The 24,309-nt window shown below is 65.9% G+C and carries 16 protein-coding genes; 6 read left to right on the top strand and 10 right to left on the bottom strand.

All coding sequences use genetic code 11. From position 1 onward, the window contains the following. The 5 genes from JMF82_RS17875 to JMF82_RS17895 all read right to left on the bottom strand — a co-directional run. Positions 1-987, bottom strand: a 987-nt coding sequence (locus JMF82_RS17875; protein ID WP_201315887.1) for a thiolase family protein, incomplete at its 3' end; no start/stop codon positions are given. A gap of 94 nt (positions 988-1,081) precedes the next feature. Further along, positions 1,082-1,534: a PaaI family thioesterase gene (locus JMF82_RS17880; protein ID WP_236585546.1), complete on the bottom strand. Its 453-nt coding sequence runs from the start codon at positions 1,532-1,534 to the stop codon at positions 1,082-1,084. A gap of 229 nt (positions 1,535-1,763) precedes the next feature. Beyond that, on the bottom strand, positions 1,764-3,269 hold the full coding sequence (locus JMF82_RS17885) for a CehA/McbA family metallohydrolase (protein ID WP_201315888.1): 1,506 nt from the start codon (positions 3,267-3,269) through the stop codon (positions 1,764-1,766). Next, the gene (locus tag JMF82_RS17890; protein ID WP_236585547.1) at positions 3,269-4,432 is read right to left on the bottom strand and encodes a phosphatidylinositol-specific phospholipase C1-like protein; all 1,164 of its coding nucleotides are present in this window, start codon (positions 4,430-4,432) and stop codon (positions 3,269-3,271) included. Before JMF82_RS17890 ends, JMF82_RS17885 begins: the two co-directional genes overlap by 1 nt. Before the next feature lie 3 nt (positions 4,433-4,435). Beyond that, the gene (locus JMF82_RS17895; protein ID WP_236585548.1) at positions 4,436-6,964 is read right to left on the bottom strand and encodes a TonB-dependent receptor; all 2,529 of its coding nucleotides are present in this window, start codon (positions 6,962-6,964) and stop codon (positions 4,436-4,438) included. Positions 6,965-7,332: 368 nt separating this feature from the next. Between JMF82_RS17895 and JMF82_RS17900 the strand changes: the two genes are divergently transcribed. Next, a complete protein-coding gene (locus tag JMF82_RS17900) occupies positions 7,333-8,079 on the top strand; it encodes a nuclear transport factor 2 family protein (RefSeq protein ID WP_201315890.1) in 747 nt (248 codons plus the stop codon). A 4-nt stretch (positions 8,080-8,083) separates the two neighbouring features. On the opposite strand, the gene JMF82_RS17905 is transcribed toward JMF82_RS17900, so the two are convergent. Further along, positions 8,084-8,695, bottom strand: a complete 612-nt coding sequence (locus JMF82_RS17905) for a TetR/AcrR family transcriptional regulator (protein ID WP_201315891.1) — start codon at positions 8,693-8,695, stop codon at positions 8,084-8,086. Between the two features lie 152 nt (positions 8,696-8,847). Here JMF82_RS17905 and JMF82_RS17910 point away from each other — a divergent pair, with 152 nt between their 5' ends. From JMF82_RS17910 to JMF82_RS17920, 3 genes are read left to right on the top strand one after another with little or no spacing between them, the layout of a single operon-like run. Continuing rightward, positions 8,848-9,978 carry an efflux RND transporter periplasmic adaptor subunit gene (locus JMF82_RS17910; RefSeq protein WP_236585549.1) on the top strand — a complete coding sequence of 377 codons (1,131 nt, stop codon included), beginning with the start codon at positions 8,848-8,850 and terminating at the stop codon, positions 9,976-9,978. Beyond that, on the top strand, positions 9,975-13,145 hold the full coding sequence (locus JMF82_RS17915; RefSeq protein WP_201315892.1) for an efflux RND transporter permease subunit: 3,171 nt from the start codon (positions 9,975-9,977) through the stop codon (positions 13,143-13,145). The genes JMF82_RS17910 and JMF82_RS17915 overlap by 4 nt, the downstream gene beginning before the upstream one ends. Further along, positions 13,142-14,608: an efflux transporter outer membrane subunit gene (locus JMF82_RS17920; protein WP_201315893.1), complete on the top strand. Its 1,467-nt coding sequence runs from the start codon at positions 13,142-13,144 to the stop codon at positions 14,606-14,608. Before JMF82_RS17915 ends, JMF82_RS17920 begins: the two co-directional genes overlap by 4 nt. 136 nt (positions 14,609-14,744) lie before the next feature. Here JMF82_RS17920 and JMF82_RS17925 read toward each other — a convergent pair whose 3' ends face one another. From JMF82_RS17925 to JMF82_RS17935, 3 genes are all read right to left on the bottom strand, one after another. Continuing rightward, complete coding sequence (locus JMF82_RS17925; RefSeq protein WP_201315894.1) at positions 14,745-15,368, bottom strand: cytochrome b; 624 nt, start codon at positions 15,366-15,368, stop codon at positions 14,745-14,747. After that, entirely contained in the window at positions 15,368-16,444 is a 1,077-nt protein-coding gene (locus tag JMF82_RS17930; protein ID WP_201315895.1) for a catalase family peroxidase, read from the bottom strand. The genes JMF82_RS17925 and JMF82_RS17930 overlap by 1 nt, the downstream gene beginning before the upstream one ends. A 179-nt stretch (positions 16,445-16,623) precedes the next feature. Then, entirely contained in the window at positions 16,624-18,078 is a 1,455-nt protein-coding gene (locus tag JMF82_RS17935; protein ID WP_201315896.1) for an amidohydrolase family protein, read from the bottom strand. 197 nt (positions 18,079-18,275) lie between these two features. Here JMF82_RS17935 and JMF82_RS17940 point away from each other — a divergent pair, with 197 nt between their 5' ends. Beyond that, positions 18,276-19,145 carry a LysR family transcriptional regulator gene (locus JMF82_RS17940; protein WP_236585550.1) on the top strand — a complete coding sequence of 290 codons (870 nt, stop codon included), beginning with the start codon at positions 18,276-18,278 and terminating at the stop codon, positions 19,143-19,145. 86 nt (positions 19,146-19,231) lie between these two features. Here JMF82_RS17940 and JMF82_RS17945 read toward each other — a convergent pair whose 3' ends face one another. Then, entirely contained in the window at positions 19,232-20,431 is a 1,200-nt protein-coding gene (locus JMF82_RS17945; RefSeq protein WP_201315898.1) for an amidohydrolase family protein, read from the bottom strand. Between the two features lie 1,276 nt (positions 20,432-21,707). On the opposite strand from JMF82_RS17945, the gene JMF82_RS17950 reads away from it, so the two are divergent. Beyond that, positions 21,708-24,309, top strand: a 2,602-nt coding sequence (locus tag JMF82_RS17950; protein ID WP_304487921.1) for an ESPR-type extended signal peptide-containing protein, incomplete at its 3' end; no start/stop codon positions are given.

The following is a 24,309-nucleotide window of genomic DNA, read 5'->3' on the forward strand; positions in this document are numbered from 1 at the left end:
CACGCGGCTGCGGTCGATGCCAAGCTCGCGCAAGCACGCCATCGCCTGTGAGCCGAAGGCCTCGTTGATCTCCACCACGTCCATATCGTCGATGCGAAGACCGGCGCGTTGCAGTGCCTTGCGTGTCGCCGGCACCGGGCCCATGCCCATCAGTTCGGGTTCCACGCCGGCAATGGCGGTGGACTTGATACGCGCGAGCACGTCCAGCCCGTGACGCTCGGCAAACGCCGACGAGGTGACCAGCACGGCCACCGCGCCGTCCGTCAACGGCGAAGCGGTGCCGGCGGTCACCGTGCCGCCGAACGCAGGTTTCAGCGCGGCCAAGCCTTCCAGCGTGGTCTGCGGACGCAGGCACATGTCGTGGTCCACCACGATGCCCTCGGGCGTGGTCACGGCGACGAGTTCATCGCGCAGGCGTCCGGCGGACTGTGCAGCGGCCGCCTTCTGTTGCGATTCCAGTGCGAGCTGCTCCTGGTCGGCGCGGGAGACGCCATATTTCTTTGCCACGTTCTCCGCCGTCTGGCCCATCGTCACATAGGCTTCAATGCCGATTTCCGCGCCGTGGTGTCCCGGGCTCGCGAACCGCGGATTGGGCGAATAGCTGAGGCCGCCCTGCGGCACCATGCTCATGCTTTCCACGCCCGCGGCCATGAAGGCCTCGCCGGCGCCGATGGCGATCTGTCCCGCGGCCATGTGGATCGCATACATCGACGAGCCGCAGAAGCGATTCACCGTGGCGCCGCCGAGTTCGATCGGCAGGCCGGCGAGCAGCAGCGCGATGCGCGCGACATTGTCACCTTGCGCCCCCTCGGGGTAGGCGCAACCCATCAGCACGTCCTCGATCAGGCGCGGGTCCAGTCCGGATCGCTGCACCAGCGCCTTGAGCGTGATGGCAGCCAGGTCATCCGGGCGCATGGTGGCGAGAGGGCCCTTGCGGGCAAAGGCGAAAGGCGTGCGGACATAGCCCGCGATGACAGCGTCGTTCATGGGTGGCATCCGGTGGGGAGGGAAGTCTTGCTCGGGGCCGCGGAAGGATGGCGAGCTGTTGCCCGTAAGGCGCCCGCTTCATGGAGGAATTCGATCAGCGCTCGAACACCAGCAGCGTGGACGTCGCGGTGCCGTACAGACGCCCGCCCGCGTCCATCAGGCTGGCTTCGGCGAATGCCACGCGGCGGCCGAGGGTGCGCACGCGTCCTTCGGCCCGCACGCGGCCGGTCTCGTGCGTCATCGCCTTGTGGAAGGCGACCTTGAGTTCGAGCGAGGTGTAAGCCTGGTTGGCCGCCAGTCTGGTATGCACGGCACAGCCGCAGGCCGAATCGAGGAGGGTCGCGAAATAGCCGCCGTGCACGACGCCCATCGGGTTGAACGCATGAGGACCAGGCACGCCTTCGAAGGCAGCGAAGCCGTCGTCGACGTCGACGAGGTCGAAGTCCAGCGAATCACCGATGCCGGGCCGCTTGCCCGAGTCGATCAAAGCCCGCAGCAAGGCCAGGCCGCCGAGACCTTGGCCGATGCCGGTAGTCGTCATGTCCATGCGTGGCCTCCAGAGCCTTTGGTTCATTTATATGTCGATCATAATATTATTCAAGGGGGCTGACCGTCCCATGGCGGATGAGAAGGCGGTGCGCATTCCGGTGGGCGGGCTCGGGCCGACGAGCGAAGCGGTCGGGTGGTCGCGGGATGGCCGGGGGATCAGCCGCGCGAGGCGCCCGATCCCTCAAGTGGCGAAGCCATGGGCCGGCACCGTGGCCAGGGGGAACCGATCAACGATTCACGTAGATGGGGTTGCCGTACAGCCAAGGCGCGCCATCGGCGCCGCGCACTTCCACGCGCAGCCAGTGAGGCTTGCCATCGGAGGTCCAGTCGAAGGCGAGACTGGCTTCGTCACCGACAAGCTTGCCGTCGTCGGCCAGGGGCAGCGGCTTGCCGTCCAGCAGGGCCACGGCGCGTGCGCCGGCGACATGGCTGGCGCGAATGGCGACGCGCACGACGCTGCCGCTTTTCGCCTGCAGCGAATCGCCCATGGCAGCCTCGGTTCCGGCGTTGCGCGCCTGGTATTCGAGCACGCGATCGCTCGTACCCTGCACGTCCACGAAGGCATGCCCCGCGCGCAGCCCGTCGAGAATCGCGGGCATCGATAGTGCATCGGCGTGCACCACCGTGGTGGGCCGGCCGATGGTGCTGGAACCGGGGCGCGCCTCGGTGGCGGTGCCGTTGTGGTTGTCGCTGCCGCCGATGCCAGTGACGCGATAGCCCGCACTGAGCTGTTGCTCCCAGTAGGGGATGCCCGAAAGCGGTGAGCCGGCGTCGCTGTCGTTGACGATCTCCACCGCCTGCACCTTGCGCATGTCGATCGCGGGCGATGCCGTCCAGCCACAGCCCATGCAGATCTCGCCGCTCGGGCGGACCGCATGGTTGATCGACAACAGCCCGTGCGTGCGCGCAGCGGCATCGGCCACGGCGTTCCAGTCGGGCACCTGCGTACTGCCCACGCGAAAATCAAGCGGTTCGGTGCTGCCGATGAGGTTGGCATGACCGGTGAACGTGGTGATCTCGCGCCCCGGTATCAGCAGCAGCTGGTCGAAATAGGGTTGCAGCTCGCGCATCGCGTCGACGTGCGAGACGGTGTTGTGGTCGGTGATGGCAATGAAGTCCAGGTGCTTGGCCACCGCCGCCTGCACGGTGAGGAACAGCGGACAGGACACGCGCTTGCCGCGCTGGCTGTCGCATTGGCCATCGCTGTGCGCGGTATGCATGTGCAGGTCGCCGCGATACCAGGCGGCACCTTCGCGCAGCGGCGGGTTGAGCACGTCCGGCTTCCACGCCGGATCGCCCGCATGGCCGAACCAGATCTTGACGTCATAGGGCGTGCGCGCGTTCGCGCGCACATTGGGCAAACCCAGCAGCAATTGCCAGCGGCCCGGACGAATGGCGCCCGGCAGGTACGAGGGCGTGGCATCGGTGGCCGATACCGTGAACAGTCGCTTGGTGCCGCCGCTCCAGCCGCGGAAACCGTCCTGTCCGCGGAAGCCGTCGGGGCCAAGCAGGCCCAGGTCAATCGTGGTGTGGTCGGCCTTGTTGTCGTAGTCGAACTGCACGGTGATGCGCGTGGTGCCGGCCGGCACATCGAAGGGCACCGGGCGATAGGTCTGGTTGTCCTTGCCCGTCACTTCGCCATGCAGGCTGAGGTCGGGCTTGTCCGCGGCATCGGCATGGGCCAGCGGGGCCGCAGCGAGGGCCAGCAAGAGCAGGGCAGGGTGACGACGCATCAGGGTTTTCCTTGCGGCGAACAAACCGCCGCGTTCAGGCGTGGCGTGCAGCGGGCGACCGCCGCATCGGGAAAGGCGACGCGATACGGGCCAAAGCGCGCATCGGGAACCATGTAATCCGTCGACACGTATTGCGCACCGCTGGCGAGCGCGGCCTCGCGTCGGCTGGCGTCATTGCGACGCGCTTCGCGCGTATCGGCATCGGCGCGCGTGCGTACCATGTAGCCGGCGTCGACGTCGCGGCGGATACGTCCGCTTTCCGCCAGCGGATCGTTGAGCGTGAGGTACGCCGCCGCGGGCGAGCCTTCGTCCGTGTTGACGAAGGCCACGCGCCCCTCGAGCGAATGCCGGGCGCCGCGATAGATCGCCACCTTGGCGGCATCCTCATCCAGCACGAAAAACACCTTGCCGCGCGCATTCCCCAGCGTCGGCCACCGGCCGGCGAGTACCGCGTCGCGTAGCGTAGGCTGCCTGCCTTGCACGTCATCGGGAACGACCAGCTCGTTCGGTGCAAACACGCTGCGTATCTCCGCATCCATCGCGTCGAACGCCGCCGGGGTGAAGGGCAGGGGATCCACGGCGCCGGGGCCGCCATGACCGTCCTTGGCATTGAGCAGCAACATGATGGGCACATGCCGCGGATGGGCCTGCGACCAGCGGCGAATGATCTTCAGGCAGTCGACGAAGACCTGGCAGGAGCTGCGGAAATCGATATCCGCCAGATGCATCACCTTGAAGCCGGGTTTGCCCATGTCGGCGGCGATCGCGGCCGGCCACGGCGAAGGCGCATAGCCCTTGCGCAGCGCGCCGGGCGGATGCGCGTAGCGACCGCCTTGCGGGTCATGGTAGATGTCCAGCTCCAGCGTGCGGGCACCGCGATCCAGCTGCACGTCGAGCGGGGGATGCGCGTAGTCGAGGCCTTCGGCGCCGTATGCATCGCGGCCGTGGTGCGCGGCCCACTCCCCGGGCGGCATCGCCTGCTTGTAGCTGTTGTGCGTGCCGATCGCCTGCAGCTGGTTCATGCGCAGCGTGCGATCGAGCGCGGCGATATCGCACCCTGGCGCGGGCTGTTCGAGGTCGCACAGGGGGTGCGCCATGGCGAAGGCCGGGCTCAAGACGAGCCCGGCCATCAGCCACTGCCATCGGCGCGTCGATGCCGCCATCCGTCAGAATCGGTACATGATCGCGAAGCGATACGCGCGGCCCAGGATCGGGCGGGCGATGAAGGTGTTCGCACCGGCATCGGCGCTCTGCAGCTCGCCGGCGCGCGGATTGCCTTCGGTGAGGCCCAGCGAGTTGGTGAGGTTGTCGCCGTACAGGTACAGCGAGCAGTTCTGCGTGACGTCGTAGCGCGCGCTGGCGCTCCACACGTCGTACGAGGGCAGGCGAACGGAGTTGGCGGTATCGACGTAGCGCTCGCCTTCGTATTCGTACGCCACCTGCAGGCGCAGCTTGCCGTTCAGCAGGTTGACGCCCGGCACCACCCGGTAGCTCACCTTCGGCACGCGGATCAGCTGGTTGCCCACGTAGTCGCGCAGCACCGGCGCGCCGTTGACGATTTCGGTGTAGCGCAGGCCCTGGTACTTCGGATCCTGGTAGGTGGCGGTCAACTGCACGTCGAAGAACTGGCTCGGGAACCATGAGCCTTCCAGCTCCAGGCCCTTGGTCTTGGTGTCCGCGTAGCCCTGCTGCACCGTGGAGGTGTTGGAGGTGGCGTTGAACACGTAGTTGCTGAAGCCGACGTTGTTATACTTGGTGTAGAACGCCGTGGCGTACACGTCGAACTGGCGGTCGGTGTACTTGTAGCCGACTTCGCCCAGATCCATCGTCTGGGTGATCGGCGTCGCCGTGGGGCTGGTGATGTAGGAGCTCAGGTTCGGCAGGCGGAAGGTCGGCGTCCATCGCGCGAACACGCCCGAGTTGGGCGTGAACTGCCAGTTCGCGCCCAGCGTCCAGCCCAGCTTGCTGAAGGTATGGTCATACGGCACGAACACGCCGGTGCCGTCGAGGATATTGGACGTGGCGAAGGTGCCCTGGTTCACCGTGTGCTTGGTCTCGGTCTGGCCGCGCGTATTCACCTGCTCCCAGCGGGCGCCGCCGTCGATGCGAAGGTTGTCCGTCACCTGCCATTCGTCGGAGAGGTAGAACGCGTTGGTGGTGGACTTGCCGCCCGCGTGTTCCCACTCGTAGCCGTAGCGGTAGATGCCGTTGTCGGTGAGCTTGGCGATCGGCTGGCCCGCGGCATTCACCGCCACCAGGTCGAGCAGGCGTGCATTGTCCTGCGCATCGGTCAGGGCCACCGACGAATAGCGGCTGAAGTCCTGGTTGAAGTGCGCGTAGTAGTAGCCGAACGTCACGTCATGCGTCTGGCCGCCCAGCTCGAACTTGCGCAGGATGCGCGTGTCGTTGTCGAACTCGTTCACCGGCATGGTCACGCCGCGCAGGCCCGCCTGCACCACCAGCGCGTTGCCGTTCTGGTTGGCGAGATTGAACGCCTGGTTCGGGTTGTCCACGTAGCGCAGCTGCAGGCCGGCCGTGCCCGCGGGTAGGTAGTTCTTCACCGCGCCCTGCGCGGTCGCCAGGAACGCCGTGCCGCTCGACAGTGCGTTCGGGAAGACGCCGTTGCGCTGCGTATGCGTGTTGGAATAGCGGAACGCCTCGGCCAGCTTCCAGTCGTCGACCAGGTCATGGTCGAACTTGATCGTGACCTGGTCACGCTTGACGTGCGTACCTTCGGTATTGTCGAAGTCGTACAGGCTGCCGTCGCCCATCTTCATCTGGACGTGCTCGGTTTCCGGACCGGCGAGCGTGCCGTAGTTGCCGTCAACGCCTGGTACGGCGCGGATGTCGCCATTGGGCAGCGTGCGCATCGGGATGCCCAGGTACAGGGCGACCTTGTCGTCCATGTGCTTGTAGTCGACGCTGAAGCTGCCGTTCTCGAACTGCTTGGCAAGGTTGATGCGGATCTGTCCGCCGTCGTTGGCCGGAAACTGCGGATCGCGGATGCCGTTGTCCTTGCGGTAGAAGCCACCCATGGCGAGCTTCCAGCCGTCGCCCACCGGCGTGCCGACCCAGAAGTCGCCGCGCTCCATGCCGTAGTCGCCCACGGTGAACTTGAACAGGCCTTCGGCGGTGTCACCCACCTGGCGCGGAATGAAGTTGATCGCACCCGCCGGCGCATTGGAATAGAACACCGACGACGGACCGCCACGCACCACTTCGATGCGCTCGATGGTCTCGTCGAGGCGAAACGCCTGGTCGGCGTTGAGATAGCCCAGTGCCGGATCGTGCTGCACCGGCACGCCATCTTCCAGCAGGTTCACCGAGCCATAGCCGTCGACCGGAATGCCGCGCGCGCGGATGTTGCCACTGGCTTCACCACCGGAGGCTTCCACCCAGAAACCCGGCACCGACTTCATCGCTTCGGTGACCGAGGTCGGCGCCTGCATGCGCAGGCGGTCTTCGTCGATGGTGGTGATGGAATAACTGGTCTCGGCCTTCGTGCGCACGTCCACGCCGGAACGCGCCGTCACCACGATGCCGTCCAGGTTCTTGGCCTTGTCCTTCTCGGCCTGCGTCTTCTTGGTGTCGTTGTCGGGCGCGGACGCATCCTGCGCGTGCAGCGCGATGCTGCACAGGCTGACGGAGGCGAACAGGGCGAGGCGGATGGCGTGGGTGATGGGGCGGCAATGCACGGGGTTTGCTCCAGTGGCGGGGACAAGCCGTGCGTTCGTATGCATTTCCGTCCGCTGCGTCATGCGACGCCGCAGAAATGCGTGTCTAAATCGATTCAAATCCTGAACCAGACAAGCCCTGCACAGCGGGCCGGAAGACTAGGCTTGGCGAATGACAAGTTCGTGCGAAAAGCGTGACAGTTTCTTGCGAAATTTTTGATGTCTGCTACGGAAATGCGACATGTGTGATGCGGTTGGCATCGCGGGCGTCATGGCATGCCGGAATGCAGGGTGCCTGGCGATGGCATGCGGCACGACGGCGATGACTTCATGCACAGGCAAGCCCGCCGTGGCGGGAGCAGGCTGCGCGAGTCCACCGGGAGATCGTCATGCGCATGTGCACGTTGGGTTCGTTGGCCATCGCGGGCATCGCGTTCGGACCATCCGCCTTCGCCGGCGAGGCGCCCAGGGCGCTGCGGGACGAATTGCTGCGGACGACGCAGGCCCTGGTCGACGCTTTGCCGACGGGCAACCAGGAGGCATGGCGGCAGGCGCTCACCGAAGACGCCGTGGTCATCGATGAATTTGGCCGCATCGCGCACAAGACCGATACCGTGGCGTCGATCCATCCGTTCCCGAAGGGGCTCTCGGGCAGCATCGAACTGCGCGATGCGCACGTGCAGCAATACGGCGACACGGCGATCCTGCAGGTGGAGGAGTACGAGCGCGAAACGGTGTTCGGCCAGCAGTTCGTCGTGCGCTACCAGTCGCTGCTCACGTTCGTGAAGCAGGCCGGAGCGTGGAAGCTCGCCGGTTATGAGGATGTCACCCTGCCCACCGAACCGCCGAAGCTTGCCGTCGCGGATCTGGTCTTGGGGGATTACGAAGGCAGCTATCGCTACGCGCCCGAGCGCGCATGGAAGGTCAGCAGCGAACAGGGCGGATTGCGCGTGGTCACCCGGCCAGGCGCAACGCCGAACCTGCTGCAGCCGATCGGCAAGGACGTCTTCATGGGCAGTGACGACGAGCGGAATCTCTTCATTTTCCGGCGCGGCGCGGACGGCAAGGTCAATGCGCTGATCGAACGGCGCAAGTTCAACGACCTGCGCCTGGATCGCGCATCCGTCGCGGGCTAGCGCGTCAGGAAGAGAAGAACGTGGCGCTGAACATGGCGCTCAGCAGTTGCTGGGCGCGCTGGTCGGGCAGCTCGTTGGGCATCGAGTCGTTGAAGAAGCGCACGCCGTCGATGAGCGCCATGGTGCCGAAGGCAAGGTCACTGGCGGGCGCGGGCAAGGTCTTGCCCATCAGGTCGCAGAACTTCTCGATGAAGTAAGCGCACATGTCGCGCTTCTCCAGCAGCAGGGCGCTCAGGCGCGTGCGAAAACGCGCATCGCGCATGGCGTGCAGGCGCGCTTCCGCCCACAGCACGTAGCTGTTGTCGCCGCAATAGGCCTGCACATAGAACTTCGCGAGCTGCTTCTGCATGTCCCCGATCGACAGCTTGGAGTCGAGGATCTCCTGCAGGCCCTGCTGGATATCGGCGTGGTCGTGCTTCAACAGCTCGATGAACAGGTCGGTCTTGCTCTTGAAGTTCGAATAGAACGCGCCGCGGGTATAGCCGGCGTGGGCGGCGATGTCTTCCACGCTGGTGGCCGCCAGCCCCTTCTTGGCGATGACGACGGCCGCCGCCTCCAGCAGGCGCTGGCGGGTCTGGTCGCGGCTTTCTTCCCGGGTCAATCGCTTGCGTGCCATGGGCCGATGGTAACACGGGGCCGACGATTGCATCGGAATACACTTGCGATTTCAAATACAGATGTGTATTTGTATTCGTCACTGAATTGACCGCCCTCGCGCCGGCAAACCCCGCCGGCCGTCCCCAGGCACCCCCACGCAGGAGTTGGCACGTGACTTTCCGTAGTGATTTCCCGGCGGCCATGCCGGCCCGATACCGATGGCTGCCGCTCGCGCTGGCTGTCGCCGCCTTGCTCACCGCCTGCGGGAAGGGCAAGCCCGAGGCCGAAGCGGCCCGGCCGGTCATCGCCTTGCCGGTGCAGCCGGCCGACGGCCGGACCCAGCAGCCGTACCCGGGCGAGGTGCATGCCCGCTATGAAATGCCGCTGTCGTTCCGCGTGGGCGGACAGCTGGTGGCGCGCCAGGCGCACCTGGGCGACACGGTGAAGAAGGGGCAGGTGCTGGCGCAGCTGGACGATGCGGACGCGGCGCGTTCGCAGGCATCCGCGGCGGCCGCGTTGGACGCCGCGGAGCACCGCCTGGTCTTCGCCGCGCAGCAGCGCGACCGCGACGAGGCGCAGGCGAAGCAGAACCTGATCAGCCAGCTGCAGCTCGACCAGACGCACGACGCGTATGCCTCCGCGCTCGCGGCACGCGAACAGGCAAAGCAGCAACTGGCGTTGGCGCAGAACCAGTCGCGCTATACCTCGCTGGTCGCCGACCGCGACGGCAGCATCACCAGCGAGCAGGCCGACGTGGGACAGGTGGTGGCGGCAGGCCAGCCGGTGTTCGGTTTCGCGTGGTCGGGCGACCGCGACGTGTTCCTCGACGTGCCGGAAGATCGCCTCGCCGGCATCAGCATGGGGCAGCCGGCCACGGTGACCGTGCTGGCGCTGCCGGGCAGGACCTTCGCCGGCCATGTGCGCGATATCGCGCCGGCCGCCGATCCGCAGTCGCGCACCTACCGTATCAAGCTCGCGCTCGATCGGCCCGACGAACAGCTGCGCCTGGGCATGACGGCGCAGGCCAGCCTTTCCTCCATGCATGCCGAACGCGGCGTTCGTCTTCCGGCCACGGCCTTGTTTCACCAGGGCGAGAAGCCCGCGGTATGGGTGGTGCGTCCCAGCGATGGGACGCTCGAACTGCGCCCCGTCACCGTCGCGCGCTATGGCGAGCGCGAGGTGCTGGTGGGCGACGGCCTGCACGCGGGCGAGCGCGTGGTGATGCAGGGCGTGCATACCGTTTCTGCCGGCGAGAAGGTCCAACCCATCGCTCCGCCGCACCCGGAGGACGCGCCGCTATGAATGGGGAGGGCCGCTTCAATCTCTCCGCATGGACGCTGCGGCACCAGTCGCTGGTGTTCTTCCTGATGGTGATGGTGGCGCTGTTCGGCCTGCTGTCGTACAGCCGCCTGTCGCAATCGGAAGATCCGCCGTTCACCTTCAAGGTGATGGTGATCCAGACGTTCTGGCCGGGCGCCGATGCCAAACAGGTGCAAGAGCAGGTCACCGACCGCATCTCGCGCAAGCTGCAGGAGACACCGTCGATCGATTTCCTGCGCAGCTACTCGCGCCCCGGCGAATCGCTGATCTTCTTCAACATCAAGGATTCCGCCCCCGCGTCCAGCGTGCCCGACACTTGGTACCAGGTGCGCAAGAAGACAGCCGACATCGCGGCGCAGCTGCCGCAGGGCGTGCAAGGACCGTTCTTCAACGACGAGTTCGGCGACGTCTATACCAACATCTATGCGCTGGAAGGCGACGGCTTCACGCCGGCGCAGCTGCACGACTACGCCGACCAGTTGCGCGCCGAACTGCTGCGCGTGCCGGGCGTTGGCAAGGTCGATTTCCTCGGCGACCAGAACCAGCACGTGTACGTCGAGGTGACGAACGCGCGGCTTTCCAAGCTCGGCATCAGTCCGCAGCAGCTGGCGCAGGCGATCAACCAGCAGAACGCGGTGGCCGCGTCGGGCGTGCTGACCACGGCGGACGATCGTGTATTCGTCCGGCCCACTGGCCAGTTCGACAACGTGGATGCGCTGCGCGACATGTTGCTGCACATAGGCAACCAGACCTTCCGGCTGGGTGATATCGCCACCATCCACAAGGGCTATGACGATCCGCCGGGCCAGCAGATGCGTTTCATGGCGCAGCCGGTGCTGGGCATCGGCGTCACGATGCAGCCGGGCGGCGACGTCATCCATCTCGGCAAGGTGTTGGATACGGCCACGGCCTCGTTGCAGAAGCGCCTGCCGGCAGGGCTGAAGCTGTCCGAAGTCACCAGCATGCCGCACGCGGTATCGCATTCGGTGGACGACTTCCTGGAGTCGGTGGCCGAAGCGGTGGGCATCGTGTTGCTGGTGAGCCTGCTCAGCCTGGGCTTTCGCACCGGCATGGTGGTGGTGATCTCCATACCCTTCGTGCTGGCGGCCACGGCGCTGTGCATGGAGCTGTTCGGCATCGGCCTGCACAAGGTGTCGCTGGGCACGCTGGTGCTCGCGCTCGGCCTGCTCGTCGACGATGCCATCATCGCGGTCGAGATGATGTCGGTGAAGCTGGAGCAGGGCTGGACCCGCGTGCGCGCCGCCGCCTTTGCCTATACCAGTACCGCGTTTCCCATGCTCACCGGCACGCTGGTGACCGTGTCCGGCTTCCTGCCCATCGCGCTGGCGAAGTCGGGCACGGGCGAATACACACGGTCGATCTTCGAGGTATCCGCGATCGCCTTGCTGGTGTCGTGGCTTGCGGCCGTGATCGTGATTCCGCTGCTCGGTTACCACATGCTGCCGGAGCATCATCAGCGCGCGAAACCCGGACACGAGTGGTGGGCGCGCTGGCTGCCGCAGGGATGGAACGAGGCACGCCGCGCCCGCGCCGCGGCCATCGTGCACCACGAGGGCGACATCGAGATCTACGAGACGCCGTTCTACCTGCGGTTCCGCGGCTGGCTCGACTTCTGCCTCAGGAACCGCTTTCTGGTGCTGGGCGCGACGGTGGCGCTGTTCGTGGTGTCGCTGGCCGGCTTTGGCCTCGTCCCCAAGCAGTTCTTCCCCAGCTCGGACCGGCCGGAGCTGCTGGTCGACCTGCGTCTCCCCGAGGGCGCTTCGTTCGAGGCCACGCTGTCCCAGGTGAAGCGTTTCGAAGCCGTCATCAAGCATCGCAAGGAAATTGCCAACTACGTGAGCTTCGTCGGCTCCGGCGCGCCGCGCTTCTACCTGCCGCTGGACCAGCAGCTCGGGCAGCCGAACTTCGCGCAGTTCGTGATCACCGCGAAGGACGTGGAGCAGCGCGAGCAATTGGCGCGCTATCTCGACGGCATGCTGCCGCGCGACTTCGCCGCCGTGCGCACGCGCGTGAGCCGGCTGGAAAACGGCCCGCCGGTCGGTTTCCCGGTGCAGTTCCGCGTGCAGGGCGATGACATCGCCACGGTGCGGCGCATCGCCGACCAGGTGGCCGGCGTGATGCGCGCCGATCCGCAGACGCGCAATGTACAGTTCGATTGGGACGAGCCGGCGCAGCGGTCGGTGCGTTTCGAGATCGACCAGCACAAGGCGAGGCAGCTCGGTATCACCTCACAGGATATCGCCGGCTTTCTCGCCATGACGCTCTCGGGCACCACCGTGACCCAGTATCGCGAGCGCGACAAGCTGATCGCGGTGGACCTGCGCGCGCCCAAGGCGGATCGCGTGCATCCGGACCAGATCGAGCGGCTGGCGATTCCCACGCCCAACGGCACGGCGATCCCGCTGTCGCAATTGGGGCATGTGACCTGGGGCCTCGAATACGGCGTGATCTGGGAGCGCGATCGCCAGCCCACCATCAACGTGCAGGCCGATACCCGCAACGGCGCGCAGGGCCTGGACGTCACCAACGCCATCGACAGGAAGCTCGGCGACATCCGCAGCAAGCTGCCGGTGGGCTACCGCATCGAGGTGGGCGGTTCGGTCGAGCAGAACCAGAAGGCACAAGGTTCGATCAATGCGCAGATGCCGCTGATGGCGATCGCCGTGCTCACCTTGCTGATGATCCAGCTGCAGAGCATCGGCCGCACCTTCATGGTCGTCTTGACCGCGCCGCTGGGCATGATCGGCGTGATCGGGTCGCTGCTGTTGTTCCACCAGCCGTTCGGCTTCGTGGCGATGCTCGGCACGATCGCGATGCTGGGCATCATCATGCGCAATTCGGTGATCCTGGTGGACCAGATCGAGCAGGATATCCAGGCCGGTCACCCGCGCTGGGAGGCGATCGTCGGCGCCACCGTGCGACGCTTCCGCCCGATCACGCTGACGGCTGCCGCCGCCGTGCTGGCGCTGATACCGCTGCTGCGCAGCAACTTCTTCGGGCCGATGGCCACGGCGCTGATGGGCGGCATCACCGTCGCCACGGTGCTCACCTTGTTCTACCTGCCGGCGCTGTACGCGGCGTGGTTCCGCGTACGTGCCGACGAACCGGCGCAGGAGGTCGCGCCATGAAGCCCACACTGAAGATGACATGGCTCGCCGCCGCCATCACGCTGGCCGGCTGCTCGCTTGCGCCGCCGGCCAGGCCACCGGCCCCGCCATCCCCGGAGCACTACACGGCGGCTGCCGCGCCCGTGGACAGCGTGGAGGCGGGCGGCGTCGCGCAGCACATCGACACCGCCATGCACCCCGTGCGCGATTGGTGGCGGCTCTATGGCTCGGACACGCTCGATGCCTGGGTGGACGAAGGGCTGCGCAACAATGCGTCGCTGGACGCCACGCGGCACACGCTTGAAGCGGCGCACCAGCAGTTCCGCGCCCAGGTGGGCAACACGGCGTGGCCTTCGCTCGATGCGCAAGCGCAGGCGAGTCGCCAGCGCGATCTCGGGCTGCCGAAGCTCGGGCCACCGACCAGCATCTACAACGTCTATGCCGGCCAGCTTAGCCTCAACTACACCTTCGACCTGTTTGGTGCGACGCGCTATGGCATCAAGCAGGCCGCGGCGCAGGTGGACCAGCAGGCGTTCCAGCTGGACGGCGCGCGGCGTGCGCTTGCCGCGAACATCGTGATCACCGCCGTCAATGCCTCTTCGCTGGCCGAACAGCTGGCCGTCACCGCGCGGCTCGCCGCGTTGGCGCATGAGCAGGCCGAACTCACGGCGAAGTCCTACGCGCTGGGTGCGGCGTCGCACGACGATGTGCTGGCCGCGCAGCAGAACGCGGCGGCCATCGACGCGTCGCTGCCATCGTTGCGTTTCCAGGTCGAGCGCGCCCGGCACCTGCTGGCGGTGCTGATGGGGCGTACGCCGGACCAGGCCCCGGAGCCCTTGCCGCTGGCACGGCTGACGCTTCCCAGCCGGGTGCCGCTGAGCGTGCCCTCCGAATTGCTGAGCCAGCGGCCGGACGTGCGGGCCGCGGAAGCCGCGGTGCAAGCGGCATCCGCGCAGGTGGGTGTCGCCACGGCCAACATGTTCCCGCACCTCTCGCTGTCGGCGTCGCTGGGGTCGGCGTCCTTCAAGGACTCGCAGCTCTTCACCGGCTCCACCTCGATCTGGGGCGTGGGCTTGTCGTTGGCGCAGCCGATCTTCCATGGCGGCGCCCTGCGGGCGCAACGCAAGGCGGCGATCGCCGAGTACGACGCCAGCGTGTCGCAATACCGGCAGACCGTGCTCAACGCGTTCCAGAACGTCGCCGACACGCTCACGGCGTTGCAGCAGGATGCGCTTGCGCTGCAGGCGACGCAGGCCGCGTCCTCGGCGGCCGGGCAATCCCATGCCGACATGCAGTCGCGTTATCGGCTGGGCGCGGTGTCGTATCCGGCCACGCTGCTCAGCGAGCAGCGCTGGCAGAACGCGCGACTGACCGACATCCAGGCGGCGGCCGCGCGGCTGATCGACACAGCCGCGTTGTACCAGGCCATGGGCGAGGTGCCGGAAGCCGGAAAGGAGGGCGGCCGCATCCAGGCTACCCGTTGAGATCGGTCTAGCTATCCCGTCATTCCGGCGAAAGCCGGAATCCAGTGCCTTTAACTCGTGGAATGGCCAAGTCGCTGGATTCCGGCTTTCGCCGGAATGACGATCAATACGGGTGCGCCTGACACCGTAGATGCGCTCAAGCCGCAGGCGGCTGTCTGGTATCAGTCATGATTTCGCTTTCATCCGCTGCGATATCCGGTGGCGCTTCGGTTTTGACGCCATGGCCTTTGGGCCAAAATGTCATGCTCGGAAACACTTCATCGCGGCGTATCAACGCGTGATAGAGCGCCGCTCCCATATGCCCGAGGATGGTGAGGAAGAACAGGTAAGCCACGTAGCGATGCGCTTCGCGCAACCAGGCGAACAGCACGCCGTTGGCCGGCGCGATCGGCGGCAAGTGCCACGCATGCCCCAGCATGATCGGATAGCCACCCGCCGACAGCATGGCCCAGCCGATCAGCGGCATCGCGAGCATCAAGGCGTAGAGCACCCAATGCGACGCGTGCGCCACGAATTGCACCAGCGCCGGCATGTCGGCGGGCAGGGCAGGTGGCTTGAAACGCAGGCGCACGCCGATGCGTATCAAGGCCAGCACGAAAATGGCGGCGCCCAGCGGTCGATGGAGCGCGAGCAGCCATTGGTGCTTTTCGGAAACCGTCGTCACCATGCCGACGCCCACGAACAGCATCGCCAGGATCAGCACGGCCATGGTCCAGTGCAGCAGGCGTGCGAGCGGATGGAAGGCTTGGGGCGCGGTCATCACGGGTGCTCCTGCTTGGACGTATCGGCACGGGCGGCGCCGGGGAGATGGGCTTCCTCGCTGGTGCGCCGCAGGTACGAGCTGGCGTAGGCGGCCGAGCGCGCGGCGAGCAACGGATCGTCCGAGATCTCGATGCCATCGGGCAGCACGGTCGGGTCGTAGTTGATGTCGCGGCAGGGGCCGCTTTCCTGTGGCTGTTCGCTCTCGATGACCAGCGTGCCCGCATCGATCGTGGTGCGGTCGTCGGGCCATACCTTGGTGGCGTCGTTGGTGGGGTCGCCGGGTGCCCCAAGCGTCACCATCAGATGCCAGCGCTGCGGACCCGTGGCGAGGCGTGTGTGCAAGTCATTGGCGAGATAGTCGGTGTCACCGGCCGGGCCCGGGGCGGCATCCTTCGCTTCCGGCACGACCTGCCAGCGCACCGCGTGACGCTCACCTTTGGCGTCGACGAAATAGAACGCATCGAGCCCGCTGTAGCTCTCGGTCGCGTAGCTCGCCGATGGCTTGGCCGTCTTGATCCAGGCGAGGAAGGGGCCTGCCTCGGGGTGGGCGCCAAAGAAGGTCTTGAGTCGCGCCGGGTCCGGCTTGCCGGTCGCCGGGTCGGGCCGACCTGCCTGCAGCTGTTCGTAGAAGGCCTGCGGCGTGGATACCGGAAACACCGGCATGCTGTTCATGCCGGTGCGCCACTGCTGGCCGTTCGCCAGGGCAAAGCGCAGCGCGAAGCTGCGGATCGGTACGCTGCCATCGGGCGCATACGGATTGCCGCCGGGCAGGGCAAAGCGCCCGACCACGGGCGTGCGGCCTGCGGCGAATACCAGGGACCTGGAATAGGGCGAGGCGGCGCCGTTGCCCTCGAAATAGCCGGCGACGCAGACGCCCTTGGCGTGATTGCGCCGGAACCCGGGATGGACGCCGCCATTGGCTTGCAGGGCGTCGACGATGCGCTGCGGCGTGAGCCGGTGCGGCGTGAGCCATCCGCCGACGAAAGCGAAGGCGAGTGCGAGCAGCACGACGGCGGCACCGATGGCGCACCAGCGCCAGAGCAGGTGCGGAGGCTTGCGGGAAGGGGCGGACATGGGCGCTCCGGTGGAAGGGTGTCCCCTTATCTTCGTCCCACGAACCCGAAGGTTACGTCACGACGCCACCCGGCTGTCCTTGCCCCGGTTGCGGGGTATCCCATCTGCCGCGCCCGAGGCAGGGGCACGGTCATGGGGTTTCACCTGGAAGCGGCGCGCCTCAGGGCGTAGCCGGTCGCTCAACCCTTGGCCTCGGCGGCGTTCCAGGCGGCGACCTTCTTCCGGGTGTCTTCGAGCATGCCATCCAGCGCCCTGCGGTCGTAGACGTGGCCGTGAAGGATCACGCTGTCGATGGCACGGGTGGCGTTGATGTCCTGCAGCGGGTTGCGATCCAGCAGCACCAGGTCGGCGGCCTTGCCCGTGGACACCGCGCCGTAGCGGTCGAGCTTGCCGAACCAGGCCGGGCCGGCCCGCGTGGCCGACGACAGCGCCTGGGCCGGGGTCAGGCCGTTCTGCACGAACTGGGTCAGCTCGTCGTGCAGGCCGATGCCGGGATAGTCGAACGAGTTGAGAAAGCCGGCGTCGGTGCCCGCCATGATCGTCACGCCGGCCTGCTGCAGCATGGGCAACACCCTGGTCAGGTGTTCGTAGTGCGCGTGCCGGGCGGCGATCTGCTCCGGCGTGGCCTTGGCAGCTCGCTCGATGCGCCAGTCGTAGGTCTTGCGCAGCCTGGGGCCGATATAGGCCAGGTAGGCATCGTCGGCGTGGTTGTCGACATCGAGGAAATCAAGCACGCGACCGCCGTTGAGCGTCGGTGTCACGAACACGCCCTTCCGGGCGAGGTTGCGATACGCCGCCATTGCCGTGGACGGATCGAAGCCCACGTCCAGGCGGCGGTTCGCTTCGGCGCGATTGATCTTCCCGGCGGCGAAATCGGCGGAAATCGCCGCCTCGTCCTTGACGCCCGCCTTGTACGCGTAATCGATGTGCTCGATGGAGCTGATGCCCGCATCCACGGCCTGCTCGACGGTCAGCGCCATCGGGATATGCCCCGAGGAACGGATGCCGAAGCGCTTCGCCTGCGCCACCGCGTAGAGGAACAGCTGGGGATCGAGCGTGCTGTCGGTGATCTTCACGAAGTCCACCCGATCCTTCTTCAGGCGGACAAACGCCGCATCGACGTCCGCCTTGCTGCCGACCTCGATGGTGCCTTTCCACACCGGATGGATGCCTTCGATCTTGGCGCCGGAGGTGAAGAGCTGAGGCCCGAACAGCGTGCCCTTGGCGATCTCGCCGCGCCACTGCAGCACCTGCTCGGGCAGGTCGCCGGAACAGTCGCGGATCGTGGTGATGCCGTGGGCGATGTACAGGGGAAGCAGCGCCTTGTTCTCGTCGATCAAGCCCGGGCCGCCGCCGAAGTGCACATGCATGTCCCACAGGCCGGGAATCAGGAAGCGTCCCTTGCCATCGACGGTCTGCGTGGCGGTCCAGGCCTTGGCGATATCCGCATCGGAGCCCACGGCGACGATGTCGGCGCCGCGCAGTACGACGGCCTGGTCATCGACGGTGCGCGCATGCTCGACGTCGACCACCGTGGCGTGTCGAATCATGACGTCGCCCCGGGAGGCCGCTGCATGGGCGGGTGCAGCGAAGGCGAACAAGGTCGCGATGACACAGGCGAGGGACTTCTTCATCGGATCGGTTTCCTGGATCGTTCGTTGGGCGCAGATCAAAGCGTGTGGAAAGGCTGGCGTTTCCCGGACGATCCTGTTCCATGGAGGCGGCAGCGGGGCTCGGCATTGAGCGCCGTGAGGCCGATTGCCGGGCCTGGCAGGCCATGTTAGATACCGTTCCGTCCATTGAGTAGGTAAATATTCGAATGGCTACCAGTGTGAAATCGAATAGGTCCCTGTTCGAGCTCGATCTGCTGCGGGCGATGGTCACGGTCGCCGACTGCGGCAGCTTCACGATGGCCTCGGCACGGCTGCATTCCACCCAGTCCACCGTGAGCCAGAAGGTGCGCCGGCTGGAGGACATGGCCGGCCATCAGCTGCTCGTGCGCGGCAAGGGCGATGTGCGGCCGACGGACTCGGGCGAAACCGTGCTCGCCTACGCGCGGCGGATGCTCACGCTCAACGATGAGCTGCTGGATGCACTGGCCGGGGCCGATGTGGCCGTGACCGTGCGCCTCGGCGTGCCGGAGGATTTCGCGGCCGGCCGCACCACCCAGCTGCTTGCCGCATTCAACCGCAAGCATCCACGCGTCAAGCTGGAAGTCACCACGGGACTCAGCCGTGACCTGGCGGGCAACTACGACCATGGCGAGCTGGACCTGATCCTCATCAAGCAACGCCGCAACAGCCGCGAAGCCGTCGCGCGCTGGCCTGAAAGCATGCGTTGGATCGACAGCGCGAAGAGCCCCGCTTTCGCGCTCGATCCGGTGCCGCTGGTGGCGTTTCCGCCGCGCGGGCTCTATCGCGACGAGATGATCAAGGTGGTGGAGGGCATGGGACGCCGCTGGCGCATCAGCTTCACCAGCTCAAGCCTGTCCGGCATCCAGTCGGCGGTTGCTGGTGGACTCGGCATCAGCCTGCTGCCCGCGCGTGCGGTCACGGCGGAGCACGCGGTGCTCACGCGCCGGCAAGGTTTTCCCGCCATCGATACGATGGATATCGCGCTGTTGTACCGGCCGACGGCCGATCCGGTCGTGCAGGCGCTGGGGCGGGAGTTGAGCCGGATGCTGGATCGCGACAGGAAATAACCTGGCGCACCCGCCAACCATGTCGGCGGAGCGCGATGATCGAGTGTTTGCTTGCGGTGGAAGAGGACGTCGCGGCGGGCAGGGTGTCAGGACGGACGAGCCGCGATCGGGCGTGCGGCGCCGCCTTTCCCGCATTGGCCACGGCGCACGATGTCGCGCTCGCCGGGTGCGCCAGCCACGGCGGCAGCGCCGTTCGGCGCATCGATGACCAGGAAGGTCGCTTCGTTGCCGGGCCGCAGGCCGTAGCCGCTCTTGCCCAGCACCGCCGCGCCGGCCTCGGTGGCCATGTCGAGCGCGACCAGCAGGTCGTCGTCCGTGTAGAAGCCCGAGCGGTAGCCGATCAGGTTCGCGCGCTGGAGCATGTCGCCGTTGCCATAGGGCCACCACGCGTCACGAATGTTGTCGTTGCCGGCGAATACGTGGACGCCGGCGGCGCGAAGGCGAAGGATCGGGGGGAAGGGGCGGTCCCCCGGCGCGTTGGTCATGATCGCAACACCGGCATCGGCCAATACGCCGGCGATGCGATCCACTGTCTCGAGCGGCACTTCGCCAAGCGCGTACGCATGGCTGACCGCGACGCGTCCCGCCATGCCGAGTGCGCGGGTGCGCTTGGCAATGCGCTGCAGCTGTTCGATCCCCTGCAACCCCGGCTCGTGCAGGTGGATATCGATCTTGGCACTGCGCTTCCCGGCGATGCCGAACACGACGTCCAACTGGCCATCGGCGTCGCCGTCGAACACGGTCGGATCGATGCCGCCGATGACCGTGGCACCTTCGCGCATGGCCGCATCGAGGACGGCCGCCGTGCCCGGGCACGACATCACGCCGGCCTGCGGAAACGCCACGATCTCGATATCGATCGCGTCGCGCCAATGGCTGCACGCTTCCAGTACCGCATGCAGGTGGGACAGTCCCGCCGTGGCATCGACATCGACATGGCAACGCATGGCCACGGTACCAAACATGGCGGCCTGCTCGATCAGCGCGTGCGCACGCTCCACCATGGGGCGCGCCTCGGCCAGCAGCGCCTTCTCGGCCGCAAGCCGATCGCGTAGCGTTGGTGCCTCGACATGCGGCCGCCAGGCATCGCCTACGAAGCTCTTGTCCAGATGGATGTGGCCGTCCACGAAACCAGGCATTACCAGGCGACCGCCGAGGTCGATCACCTCGACCGAGGCATCCACGCGTTGGTCGCACGCTATCTTCACAAGGCGGCCATCCTTGACGGCCAAGCGAATCTGTTTGCCGTGGATGTCCACGGCATGGTCGAAAAGTCGATCTAACACGGCATCGTCACTGGGTGCGCATGACCGGCAGAAAGTAGCGCGGGTGCCGGCATGGTCATGGGGAAGAATGGAAAGAACGTATAGGCGACGGTGGGTACCCGCAAATTAAATGATTGGATCGTGTCCATTGAAAAACGAAATACACGATCGCCAGTCCAGTTGGACCGCCAAGCGGACTGAACCAGAACAGGTTCATCTCGTGAACAGATGAAGGAGGGTTGCCGCTTTTTCCTGTTGTTGCGATTGAAAGCACCCGCCGGGGTGATGCAAGTGGTTGCGATAACGATCATCGTCGTGCAATCGGTGGAAGATTTCTTGAGGCGTTGATTGAGCTATGACGTGGCATTTCATTTAGACGTCTAAATTCGCAAGAGTATGGTGCGATCGGATAGTGATGTGCATCGCATATTTAAGCGCGGACCACTTCTCATTTGTGGCAAGACGGTTAGGATTCGAGCAAGCCTCGCTGGTTTCGGATGAAGCGTTCTGCAGCTGCGAAGTCACGCTGCGATAGGTGCGCTGCGAAATGCATGGTTGAGCGGAGCTTTCGGTTGCGGATGCTTACAGGGGGCATCGAAGCAGGTTCCTTGTTGGGTGTAGAGCATGCTGAACGAAGTCGCCAGCCGCGGCCTCGCGGTGATGCTTTGCCTTGCTCAACAGGATCTGCCGGTGCGTCCTTGGATCGAGGGACCATGATCGTGTTTCGCATACTTTCTCGCATACCAATACCCCGGCGCGTCCACGCTTGCATGCCTGGGCCGAAGCGCTTGGCGGCTTGGGGGCCGTTGCAGCCGTCATGGGGCGCTCTCGCGAATCTTCACCTTTGCAACAGGCCATTTGCCGGGCGAACGGACGCGGCATCGGCTCCTGACGGTTTTACACATGCACCACGTGGCGCCTGGAAGTGGATAGCTTCCGGGGTTGAGGCGTTGCGTGCGAAAGGGATACGTGTCCACCAGACGGATGAGGCAATGGAGCATTGACGATGCCATCAACAGAGTCGACGACCATCCAGGGAACCCGCGCATACCTTGGACTGCCGACGCGGGGAAAGTTCACCTGCATGCACGGCAGCCTCGGCACGCGATACCGACGACTTGAATAGTCGCGTCCTGGAGCACCTCTTTTGTTCGAATCTTGCGCGCCATCATCGGCACGCAAGCGGTCGGTTGCTGCCTGAAGAACTCGAGCAGCAGCGGCCGGCTGATGTAAGTACATAGAAGACGAAGTCAGGCGCTCGAAGAACCAGGGCATTCGCAGGCAACGAACCACGCGTGTGGAGTTTGAGGCTCCACGCCACGGGCGTATGTGTGCCGACGTTTTGTTATCACCCCGCAGTCTTCGGCTCCTTTCCCCCACACCCCAAGGAGATGGTATGAACAAGATTCACGGCAAGGTCTGGAGCCATGAGCTGCAGCAGCTGGTGGTGGTTTCCGAATTGGCCGCACGCCGTCGTGGCGGGGCGAGCCAGGGCGGCGACATGCGCCGCCGTTCGTTGAGCCGGCTCAGCGCCGGCCTCTTCTCTGCCATGGCCGTCTTCGGATGGATCGGGTGGTCAGCGGTCGCGCAGGCACAATCGGTCGATTGCAATCCGTCGCCGTTCAACGCCTACAACAGCACGGCCTCATGCATGGGCTTCGGGGCAACGGCCAGCGGCGTGGGCGCCACGGCGCTCGGTTCGATTGCGAAGGCCGATGTGCTGGGTGCGCTGGCGGTGGGGTACAACTCCCATTCGGCTGGACAGAACGGCATCGCGGTCGGCTTTCAGGCTTACGCCAATGCGATCAACTCGATCTATATCGGTGCGCGTACGGGTCCGACCACTGGCGCGCTTTCGGGTGGGGCTATCGGCATCGGCACCGACGTGACCGCATCCGCTGGTAATGCCATCGCGATTGGCACCTCGTCAGTGTCCGCTTCCGTCGGCAGCGTTGCCTTGAGTGGTAACGTTGATGTGAACTCCGCCAATAGTGTTGCCATTGGCACTGTATCCAAAGCAGTCAACGCATTGAATGCCGTAGCGCTTGGAACCTCCGCTCAGGCGAACAACGGGCAAGCCACCGCGTTGGGTGCTTTTACGAATGCCACCGGCGAGGGAGCGACAGCGGTCGGACTATCGACCCAAAGCCTTGCGTCTCATGCGACCGCCATGGGCTGGCAAGCTTATGCAACGGCCCTCAACGCGATCTATCTGGGATCGCGTACCGTGGGAACCGGCGCCTCAGCCGAATCAGCCATTGCCATCGGCACGGATGTAAGCACTTCGGGCATCTATGCCATCGGCATGGGCTTGCAGGCGAGCGCAAGCCAGAACAGTGCCATAGCCATTGGCCGCCAGGCTGCAGCTACGGGCGCGTCGGCCATCGCGCTGGGCGGCAATGGTACGGCGGGAGCCAAGGCGTCGAGTTCCGACACCATTGCCGTGGGTGGGCAGGCAGCGGCGTCGCAAGCGAGCGCCATAGCCGTGGGTTTGCAGTCCAATGCGGGTGCTGCCAATGCCATCGCGATAGGCCCTGCAGCCAATGCTTCGGGTAACCAGGCGGTCGCTTTGGGGTACGGCACAGCCGCGAGCGCTACCAACGCGGTGGCTATTGGCCTCAATGCCGGCAGCAGCGGAGCAAATGCTGTCGCGTTGGGCCTTGCGTCAAAGGCACAGGCGGCATCCACCGTAGCGATTGGCGACACCAATACCGTCGCCGCCGCCGCCGGCACCGGCTCCATCGCCGGCGGCCACAACTCACAGGTGAAGGGCGGCACCGGCGCCGTCGCACTGGGCGAAAGCCAGGTTGTCACTGGCAACGGCGCAGTGGCGATCGGCGATCCGAATGTCACCAATGGCGATGGCGCGGTGACCTTGGGCGCCAACAACGTCGCGGCAGGCGACGCCACGGGCACCACGGCAGCAGCCGGCGCCGTGGCCATCGGCAACAGCAATCAGGCCATCGGCCAGGGTTCGGTTGCGCTGGGCAACACCAGCAAGGCGTTGGCGGCCGGTGGCGTGGCGTTTGGCAATGCGGCCATTGCGAACAACGCCAACGACGTGGCGCTGGGTTCCGGTTCCTCGACCGCCGTCGCCGTCGGTACGCCCAATACGGTCATCAATGGAACCACCTACGCCTTCGCCGGCGCCAACCCGACCAGCACGGTGAGCGTGGGTGCGAGCGGGACGGAGCGCACCATCACCAACCTCGCTGCAGGCCGCATCGATGGCGGCAGTACCGATGCGATCAATGGCTCACAGCTGTTCGCCACCAACCTGGCGGTGGGCACGCTGGGCACCAGTATCACCAACCTCGGCAGCGTGGTGACCAACCTCGGCGATACCATTGCCACCAGCATCGGTGGCGGCACGACCTACAACCCGGTCACCGGTGCGGTGACTACCAGCATCACCTATGGCGGCAACACGTACAGCTCGTTGCAGAACGTGTTCAACCAGATCGGCGGCGTGGTGGACGGTGGCGGCATCAGGTATTTCCACGCCAACTCCACGCTGGCCGACTCCAACGCGGCAGGGACCGACAGCGTAGCGATCGGTCCGGTATCCACCGCGAGCACGACGAATGCTGTGTCCATAGGCAACGGCGCGACCGCGGGTGCCAATGCGGGTGACGTGGCGCTGGGTGCTGGTTCCACTACCGCCGTCGCCGTCGGTACCTCCAATACGGTCATCAATGGAACCACCTACAACTTCGCCGGCACCAATCCGGGCAGCACGGTGAGCGTGGGCACGAGTGGCGCGCAGCGCACCATCACCAATGTCGCCGCCGGTCGCATCGATGGAGGCAGCACCGACGCTATCAACGGTTCGCAGTTGTTCGCCACCAATCAGGCGGTGGAAAACCTGAGCAGCGTGGTGACCGCCGGTGCGACGCATT

The sequence above is a fragment of the Dyella sp. EPa41 genome (assembly GCF_016586165.1).
Lineage (GTDB): Bacteria > Pseudomonadota > Gammaproteobacteria > Xanthomonadales > Rhodanobacteraceae > Dyella.

What these genes read in the sequence shown, in the direction of transcription:
- JMF82_RS17880 (WP_236585546.1), bottom strand. Translation starts at nt 1,534, where the DNA reads ATGGACATGACGACTACCGGCATCGGCCAAGGTCTCGGCGGCCTGGCC.
- JMF82_RS17885 (WP_201315888.1), bottom strand. Translation starts at nt 3,269, where the DNA reads ATGCGTCGTCACCCTGCCCTGCTCTTGCTGGCCCTCGCTGCGGCCCCG.
- JMF82_RS17890 (WP_236585547.1), bottom strand. Translation starts at nt 4,432, where the DNA reads ATGGCGGCATCGACGCGCCGATGGCAGTGGCTGATGGCCGGGCTCGTC.
- JMF82_RS17900 (WP_201315890.1), top strand. Translation starts at nt 7,333, where the DNA reads ATGCGCATGTGCACGTTGGGTTCGTTGGCCATCGCGGGCATCGCGTTC.
- JMF82_RS17905 (WP_201315891.1), bottom strand. Translation starts at nt 8,695, where the DNA reads ATGGCACGCAAGCGATTGACCCGGGAAGAAAGCCGCGACCAGACCCGC.
- JMF82_RS17915 (WP_201315892.1), top strand. Translation starts at nt 9,975, where the DNA reads ATGAATGGGGAGGGCCGCTTCAATCTCTCCGCATGGACGCTGCGGCAC.
- JMF82_RS17920 (WP_201315893.1), top strand. Translation starts at nt 13,142, where the DNA reads ATGAAGCCCACACTGAAGATGACATGGCTCGCCGCCGCCATCACGCTG.
- JMF82_RS17925 (WP_201315894.1), bottom strand. Translation starts at nt 15,368, where the DNA reads ATGACCGCGCCCCAAGCCTTCCATCCGCTCGCACGCCTGCTGCACTGG.
- JMF82_RS17930 (WP_201315895.1), bottom strand. Translation starts at nt 16,444, where the DNA reads ATGTCCGCCCCTTCCCGCAAGCCTCCGCACCTGCTCTGGCGCTGGTGC.
- JMF82_RS17935 (WP_201315896.1), bottom strand. Translation starts at nt 18,078, where the DNA reads ATGAAGAAGTCCCTCGCCTGTGTCATCGCGACCTTGTTCGCCTTCGCT.